The organism is Mesorhizobium sp. M7A.F.Ca.CA.001.08.2.1, assembly GCF_003998455.1.
Classification (GTDB): domain Bacteria; phylum Pseudomonadota; class Alphaproteobacteria; order Rhizobiales; family Rhizobiaceae; genus Mesorhizobium; species Mesorhizobium ciceri.
Genome location: NZ_RZPW01000292.1, coordinates 1 through 7,186, shown reverse-complemented (window position 1 = coordinate 7,186; position 7,186 = coordinate 1). Strand labels below are relative to the sequence as shown.

The following is a 7,186-nucleotide window of genomic DNA, read 5'->3' as shown; positions in this document are numbered from 1 at the left end:
TCTTTATCTCGACGCGCATCTGGCCACGCAATTTGGCATCGAGATTGGAAAGCGGCTCGTCGAACAGGAAAACTCTCGGATTGCGCACAATGGCACGACCCATGGCGACACGCTGGCGCTGGCCGCCGGAAAGCTCGCGCGGGCGGCGGTCGAGCAGCGCCGAAAGTTCCAGTATTTTCGCCGTCGCGCGGACCCGGCTGTCGATCTCATCTTTCGGCGTGCCGCGGTTGCGCAGCCCATAGGCCATGTTGTCGTAGACTTTCATATGCGGATAGAGCGCGTAGTTCTGGAACACCATGGCGATGTCACGCTCGGTCGGACCGGTTGAGTTTACGATCTTGCCGTCGATCGCAACTGTTCCCGAGGAGATGGTTTCAAGCCCGGCGATCATTCTGAGCAGCGTGGACTTGCCGCAACCCGACGGGCCGACCAGCACGCAAAGCTCCTTGTCGGGAACCGCGATTGAAACGCCCTTCACGGCCTCGAAACCGCTGGGGTAGACCTTCTTCACATCCTTCAGATCGACGGTCGCCATCAGCTTCTCACTTTTCGGAATCGACCAGGCCGCGAACGAACCAGCGTTGCATCAGCACCACGACCAGGATCGGCGGCACGATGGCCAGCATCGCTGTAACCATGACCAGGTGCCATTGCGTATCGGCATCGGCGAAGGAGACCATCTTTCTGAGCGCGATGACGATCGTGTTCATGTTGCTGCTGTTGGTGACGAGCAACGGCCACAGATACTGTGTCCAGCCATAAATAAAGAGGATGACGAACAGCGCCGCGATATTTGTCCGCGACAGCGGCAACAGGATATCGAAGAAGAAGCGCCACGGCCCCGCACCATCGACCCGCGCCGCCTCAACCAATTCGCCAGGAATCGTCATGAAGAACTGGCGGAACAGCAGCGTGGCGGTGGCCGAGGCGATCAGCGGGATGATCAGGCCCGCATAAGTGTCGATCATGCCGAGATCGACCATCACCTTGTAGGTTGGCAGGATGCGCACCTCGACGGGGAGCATCAGGGTGATGAAGATCAGCCAGAAGAAGGTCATGCGCAGCGGAAAGCGGAAGAACACGATCGCATAGGCAGACAGGATCGAGATGAATATCTTTCCCACCGCGATGCCGAGCGCCATGATCGTCGTGTTGAGCAGCAGCCTGCCGACGCTGACGCCGCCGATGCGGCCGACACCGCCGAACAATGCCTCGCTGTAATTGTTCCAGAGCTGATCGCCGGGCAGGAGCGGCAATGGCGGCCTGAGGATCGTTTGCAGCGTCTGCGTCGAGGCAACGAATGTGTAGTAGATCGGGAAGGCGACGATCAATATGCCGAGAATCAGCACGGCGTGGGCGATGACGGTGCGGAGCGGTGACTGGCCGATCATCGCTCGCCCTCAGCCGTAATGGACTTTGCGTTCCACATAGCGGAACTGGATGGCGGTGAGCGAGATGACGATGATCATCAGGATGACCGACTGCGCCGCCGAGTCACCGAGGATCAGATTGACGAAGCCGTCATTGTAGACCTTGTAGACCAGCGTCTCAGTCGTCTTGCCCGGACCGCCCCCGGTGACGGCATGGACGATGCCGAACGTGTCGAACAGGGCATAGACGGTGTTGACGACCAGCAGGAAGAAGGTCGTCGGCGCAAGCAGCGGGAAGACGATGGTCCAGAATCGCTTGGTCTCGCCGGCGCCGTCCATGGCCGCGGCCTCGATCAAGGCTTTCGGCACCGCCTGCAGGCCGGCGACGAAGAACAGGAAATTGTAGCTTATCTGCTTCCAGGCAGCGGCGGACACCAGCAGGATCATGGCGTGGGTGCCATTGAGCAGTGGATCCCAGGCGATGCCGAAACTCCTCAGCATGTAGGCCAGCGACCCGATCGAAGGGTTGAAGAGGAACAGCCACAGCATACCGGCAATCGCCGGCGCCACCGCGTAGGGCCAGATCAAGAGCGTGCGGTAGAGACCTTTGCCGCGCACCACCTTCTCTGCCATGACCGCCAGCAGGAGCGCCACGCACATGGCGACGATAGCGGTCGCAAGGGAAAACACCACCGTGACCTTGATCGAGTTCAGGTAGGCCGGATCGGCAAGCACTTTCCTGAAATTGGCGAACCAGACGAACTTGGTCCTCAGCCCGAACGGATCCTGCCTGAGCATGGATTGGTAGAACGCCTGACCGGCCGGCCAGTAGAAAAAAACGAGCGTGATGGCCAGTTGCGGCGCCACAAGCAGGTAGGGAAGGACCTTGTTGGGGAACACGACGCGAGGGGTCACGGAGCCACTCCGAGGTGATGAGGCGGGGGGCACCATGCGGCACCCCTCTCCGCCAAGATGGCTTTGATGAGCGTTTCGGACTGGGCATCATCGACCATTGGCGAAATCGCAAAGGACGGCAAAACTCCCCTCACGAGGGGAGATGCCCGGCGGGACAGGTGGGTGCGCCGTAGAGCAAGGACCTGCGCTCGCTCTAATTCCCCAGCGCTTCCTTGATCGCGGCATTGCCACGCGTAACCGCATTGTCGAGCGCCTGCTGCGCGGTCTGCTGGCCGGCGAGCATCTTCTCGAACTCCTCGTTCTGGATATCGCGCACCTGCGGCAGATTCGGCAGACGTACGCCCTTGGAATTGTCGGTCGGCGTCTTACCCGTCATCTGCAGGATCGGGGTCTCGCGGCCGACATTCTTGTCATAGAAACCGGACTTCTTGGTCGCTTCATAAGCCGCCAGCGTTACCGGCAGATAACCCGACTTCTGGTGCAGGTATTCTTGCACCTCGGTCTTCGACAGGTAGGCGATGAAGGCCGCGACGCCCTTGTATTCCTCATCGGATTTGTCCGCGAAAACCCACAGGCTGGCGCCACCCGGCGTCGTGTTCTGCGGCGCACCCTTGGCGTCGCTGTCATACGGCAATTGGCCAATGCCGTAATTCATGCCGGACTTGACGATATCGCCAAGTCCGCCGGACGATTCGGTCATGATCCCGCATTCGCCCGCAAGGAAGATCTGCTTGGCTTCGGAGGTGCGGCCGCCATATTTGAAGGTGCCGTCCTTGGCGAGGTCCGCCAGCGCCTGGAAATGGTTGACGAAAATCGGCGCGTTGATCTTGAGCTCGACATCGCCGCCGGCCAGACCGTTCTGCTGGGTGGCCCATGACACGTCATTCCAGGCCGCGAAATTCTCCAGATGTATCCAGGTCAGCCAGGTCGAGGTGTAGCCGCAGGCGGCCGCGCCGCTCGCCTTGATCTTCTTGGCGTCTTCCCACACTTCATTCCAGGTCTTGGGTGGGCTATCGACGTCGAGACCAGCCTTCTTGAAGATATCCTTGTTGTAATAAAGGATCGGCGAGGAGGAGTTGTAGGGGAAGGAGAGCATGGTGCCGTCCGGCTTCGAATAATAGCCGACTATGCCTGGCAGATACTGGCTCTTGTCGAAGGTCATTCCAGCGCTGGTCAACACATCGGCTGCGGGCTTGATGGCACCTTCGGCCGCCATCATCACGCCGGTGCCGACGTCGAACACTTGGATGATGTCTGGCGCCTGGCCCGCGCGGTAGGCGGCAATGCCGGCATTCAGCGTCTCGGGATACGTGCCTTTGAACACCGGAACGAGCTCATAGTCGCTCTGGCTGGCATTGAAATCTTTGGAGATCTTGTCGACGACTTCGGCATTGGCGCCAGTCATGGCGTGCCACCAACTGATCTGCGTGACGGCAAAAGCGGAGGTTGAGGAAAGCGTCATAAAGGTAGCGGCAACACCGGCCGCGAAGCCGAAGGACTTCATGTTTCATCTCCCGTTTGTCATTGGCGAAAGGGGGCACTCCCGCGAAGGCAATATGTGTCGCTCATGACAATCAGACAACGGTTTTGTTGCAGATCGACGAACTTCACCCTTTACCTGACGCAACGCTCGCCTCCGCTTGGAGGCATGGAGAGCGATACGGTTAGCCGGCTTAGCGCGACGACAAGCGCGCCAGGAAGCACCGTCGGGACTGTCAAGCTGGCTTTCGGCGTGTCAGCCCTGATTGCAGCCGCAGCAACCCGAAGAGACACGCCAAGGTTGCAGCCGACTTTATCGATCCCTCAACGGCAACGCGCTACTCAATCCTGCTGCCCTGTTTATTTCCAAAGATCAGGTGAAATAAATGCTGACGGTCTACAATTGTATCGTCAACGAACATGATCTGAGACTGGTCGCACTCGCTGCGCTGATCTGCGGAATTTCCTGCTTCTCTGCTGTCAACCTGCTTCAGCACATAAGCCGTTCCACAGATCGGAACCGGCTTGCCTGGCTGATGATCGCGGCCACTTCGACCGGCTTTGGCATCTGGGCAACGCACTTCATCGCCATGCTCGCATTCACACCGGGCATACCCAGTGCTTATGATCCGGCACTCTCCGTGCTTTCGCTCGCTGCTTCGGTCACTTTGACGGCAGCCGGCATGTGGATCGCCACCTTGCGGGATGAGTTCGACTATCATCTCGTCGGCGGCGCCGTGCTGGGCGGCGGTATCGCAGCCATGCACTACATCGGCATGGCGGCGTTCGAGGTTCAGGGCCGTATCGAGTGGAACCTGTTGCTTGTCGCCGTTTCCCTGCTGGCCGGCGTAACGCTCGCGGCGCTGGCGCTGCGTGTCGTGCAGCGCCGCCCCTCCTTGAAGGCGACATCCGGCGGCGCGGTGCTGCTGACGCTGGCGATCTGCACCCTGCATTTCATCGGTATGGGTGCCGTCTCGATCTTCCCCGATCCCTCGATCGTCATATCCGAATACACGATCGAGCCGACCTCGCAGGCTTTCGCGGCCGCCGCCGCCACACTGGTGATCCTGGTTCTGTCGGCATCGGCGCTGTGGATCGATTTGCGCTTCCGTCGCCAGAAGCTCGAGGTCGACCGCATGCACGGCCTGGCCAATGCCGCTGTGGAGGGGCTGATCGTCTGCGACGGCAACCGCATCATCAGTGCCAATGACAGCATTGCGGCACTGACGGGCATAGCAACAGCGACCCTGAACGGAATGCAGCTTGGCGATCTCTTCGGATCCGATATGTCGGGCTTCGGCGAACAGCCGCAGGAGGCCGAATTGAGCGGTCGCGATGGCACGAGCATTCCTGTCGAGCTGATCGCCAGGAGCATCGACTACTGTGGCAAACCGCACAACGTGGTCGCGGTCCGCGACATTCGCGAGCGCAAGAAGGCGGAACAGGAGATCCTGCGGCTTGCCCATTTCGATCCCTTGACCGGACTGGCCAATCGCCGCAGCTTTTCCGGCCGGCTGGAGACGGAAATCGCTACGATGGTCCGGACCAGGAAAGGCGGCCAGCTTGCGCTTCTGCTGCTTGATCTCGACCGGTTCAAGGAGGTCAACGACCTGTATGGGCACGGCGCAGGCGACGCCATGCTGCAGAAGGTTGCGCAGTGCGCGACCGGTATCCTTCTTCCAGGGCAGATGGTGGCGCGGCTGGGCGGCGATGAGTTCGCCATCATCGCGCCGAACCTGGCCGACCCGTTGGAGGCGGGCCGTATCGCCAACGCCGTGCTGACAGCCATGCGCGAGGAAAACCGGCTCTCGGTCGGCGGCGGCCTTGTGTCGGCAAGCATCGGCATTGCGCTGTATCCGTCGGATGCCGAAAACCAGGCCAGCCTGATAAGCCACGCCGATACGGCACTCTACCGGGCCAAGACCGAAGGCAAGGACACTTACCGTTATTTCGAAGCATCGATGGGGGCCGAGGCCCGCGACAAGCGCGTCATGGAGCACGAACTGCGCCAGGCGGTCGCACGCCAGGAGTTCTATCTCGTCTACCAGCCGCAGAAAGAGATCAGCAGCGGAAAGATGGTCGGCTTCGAAGCGTTGGTCCGCTGGCGGCATCCGACGCGCGGCGACGTGTCGCCGGCCATATTCATCCCGGTGGCCGAAGACAGCGGCGCCATTGGCCAGATTGGCGAATGGGTGCTGACGGCTGCCTGCGAGGAAGCCGCCCGCTGGGAAAATCCGCTGACAGTGGCCGTCAACGTTTCGGCGGTGCAGCTCCACAACACGAATTTCAGCCGCAAGGTCCACGAAACATTGCTGAATTCCGGCCTGGCGCCCGGCAGGCTCGAGCTTGAGATCACCGAGACGGCGCTTGTCAAGGACATGCCGCGGGCGCTGGCCACCTTGCGGCAGGTCAAGGCGCTGGGCGTGCGCGTGGCCATGGACGATTTTGGAACCGGCTATTCCTCGCTCTCCAACCTCCGCGCCTTCCCCTTCGACAAGATCAAGATCGATGGCTCCTTCATCAAGTCGGTCGACAAGAACGGCCAGGTCGCGGCGATCGTGCGCGCCGTCCTGGGACTTGGACGCGGTCTCGGCCTGCCGGTTCTGGCGGAGGGGGTCGAGACGCTCGGCGAACTGAAATTCCTGGACGCCGAAGCCTGCGAGATCGGCCAGGGCTATTATATCGGCAGGCCAGCTCTCATCGAAGAATTCGGCGATCTGACCGGTGTCGTCGCACCCGCTGTCGGCAGCAAACCCGCTACCTTGCGCGACAGAAGCGTTCTGGCCTTCGCACCGGCACCTGCGCTAGCCACACGCTAGACTAGAGGCTCTCGGGCTTGAGTGCCGTCTCGACCAGCCGCCTGGCGTCCGGCCCCGACCATTCGGCCGGGCCGTTCATATGGGCGATCAGGCAGCCCTCGCCGTCGACCAGCATGGTGACAGGAAGGCCTAGCGCCAGGCCGCGCTTCTTGAGGTCGTTGAACAGCGCCATCGTCGAATCCCGGTAATAGCCAAGCGTCGCGACGCCGGTATCGCTGAGGAACTTCTTCGGCTTCACATCGTCGCCGGCATCGACATTGACGGCGATCACTTGAAAGGCGTCGCTGCCCTTTTCCTTCTGCAGCGCATCGAGCGCCGGCATTTCGGCACGGCACGGCGCGCACCATGTCGCCCACAGATTGAGCAGCACCGTCTTGCCGGCATGATCGGCAAGCGTCATCGGCTTGCCGTCCGGACCGTTGAAGGCAAGGCTCTTCAGGGATTGTGGCGGATCGGCGGGCAAAAGTGCCGCGACCTCACCGATGGCCGAAGCCGCGACCTTCTTGGCGCGGTCGCTCTTGGCCGCGCAGGCCACGTCGTCCTTGCTCTCACCCACGGCAGCTTGTGCCGGTGCATTGTTGCCAGACCGGCTCTCGCTGACAT

Annotated in this window: 6 protein-coding genes; 1 reads left to right on the top strand and 5 read right to left on the bottom strand. The window is 61.1% G+C overall.

Annotated features, from left to right (window positions below):
* From EN914_RS18170 to ugpB, 4 genes are all read right to left on the bottom strand, one after another.
* Positions 1-535, bottom strand: a 535-nt coding sequence (locus EN914_RS18170) for an ATP-binding cassette domain-containing protein (protein ID WP_127389187.1), incomplete at its 3' end; no start/stop codon positions are given.
* A 7-nt stretch (positions 536-542) separates the two neighbouring features.
* The gene (ugpE, locus tag EN914_RS18165) at positions 543-1,391 is read right to left on the bottom strand and encodes a sn-glycerol-3-phosphate ABC transporter permease UgpE (RefSeq protein ID WP_024503775.1); all 849 of its coding nucleotides are present in this window, start codon (positions 1,389-1,391) and stop codon (positions 543-545) included.
* A gap of 9 nt (positions 1,392-1,400) precedes the next feature.
* Positions 1,401-2,321, bottom strand: coding sequence for a sn-glycerol-3-phosphate ABC transporter permease UgpA (gene ugpA, locus EN914_RS18160; RefSeq protein ID WP_050580468.1), 921 nt, complete (start codon positions 2,319-2,321; stop codon positions 1,401-1,403).
* A gap of 157 nt (positions 2,322-2,478) precedes the next feature.
* The gene (gene ugpB / locus EN914_RS18155; protein WP_024503773.1) at positions 2,479-3,789 is read right to left on the bottom strand and encodes a sn-glycerol-3-phosphate ABC transporter substrate-binding protein UgpB; all 1,311 of its coding nucleotides are present in this window, start codon (positions 3,787-3,789) and stop codon (positions 2,479-2,481) included.
* 361 nt (positions 3,790-4,150) lie between these two features.
* Between ugpB and EN914_RS18150 the strand changes: the two genes are divergently transcribed.
* Positions 4,151-6,583 carry an EAL domain-containing protein gene (locus EN914_RS18150; RefSeq protein ID WP_024503772.1) on the top strand — a complete coding sequence of 811 codons (2,433 nt, stop codon included), beginning with the start codon at positions 4,151-4,153 and terminating at the stop codon, positions 6,581-6,583.
* A 1-nt stretch (position 6,584) separates the two neighbouring features.
* Here the strand turns inward: EN914_RS18150 and tlpA are convergent.
* Positions 6,585-7,186: thiol:disulfide interchange protein TlpA (tlpA, locus tag EN914_RS18145; RefSeq protein ID WP_164778783.1), on the bottom strand; the 602-nt coding region annotated here is incomplete at its 5' end.

What these genes read in the sequence shown, in the direction of transcription:
- ugpE (WP_024503775.1), bottom strand. Translation starts at nt 1,391, where the DNA reads ATGATCGGCCAGTCACCGCTCCGCACCGTCATCGCCCACGCCGTGCTG.
- ugpA (WP_050580468.1), bottom strand. Translation starts at nt 2,321, where the DNA reads ATGGTGCCCCCCGCCTCATCACCTCGGAGTGGCTCCGTGACCCCTCGC.
- ugpB (WP_024503773.1), bottom strand. Translation starts at nt 3,789, where the DNA reads ATGAAGTCCTTCGGCTTCGCGGCCGGTGTTGCCGCTACCTTTATGACG.
- EN914_RS18150 (WP_024503772.1), top strand. Translation starts at nt 4,151, where the DNA reads ATGCTGACGGTCTACAATTGTATCGTCAACGAACATGATCTGAGACTG.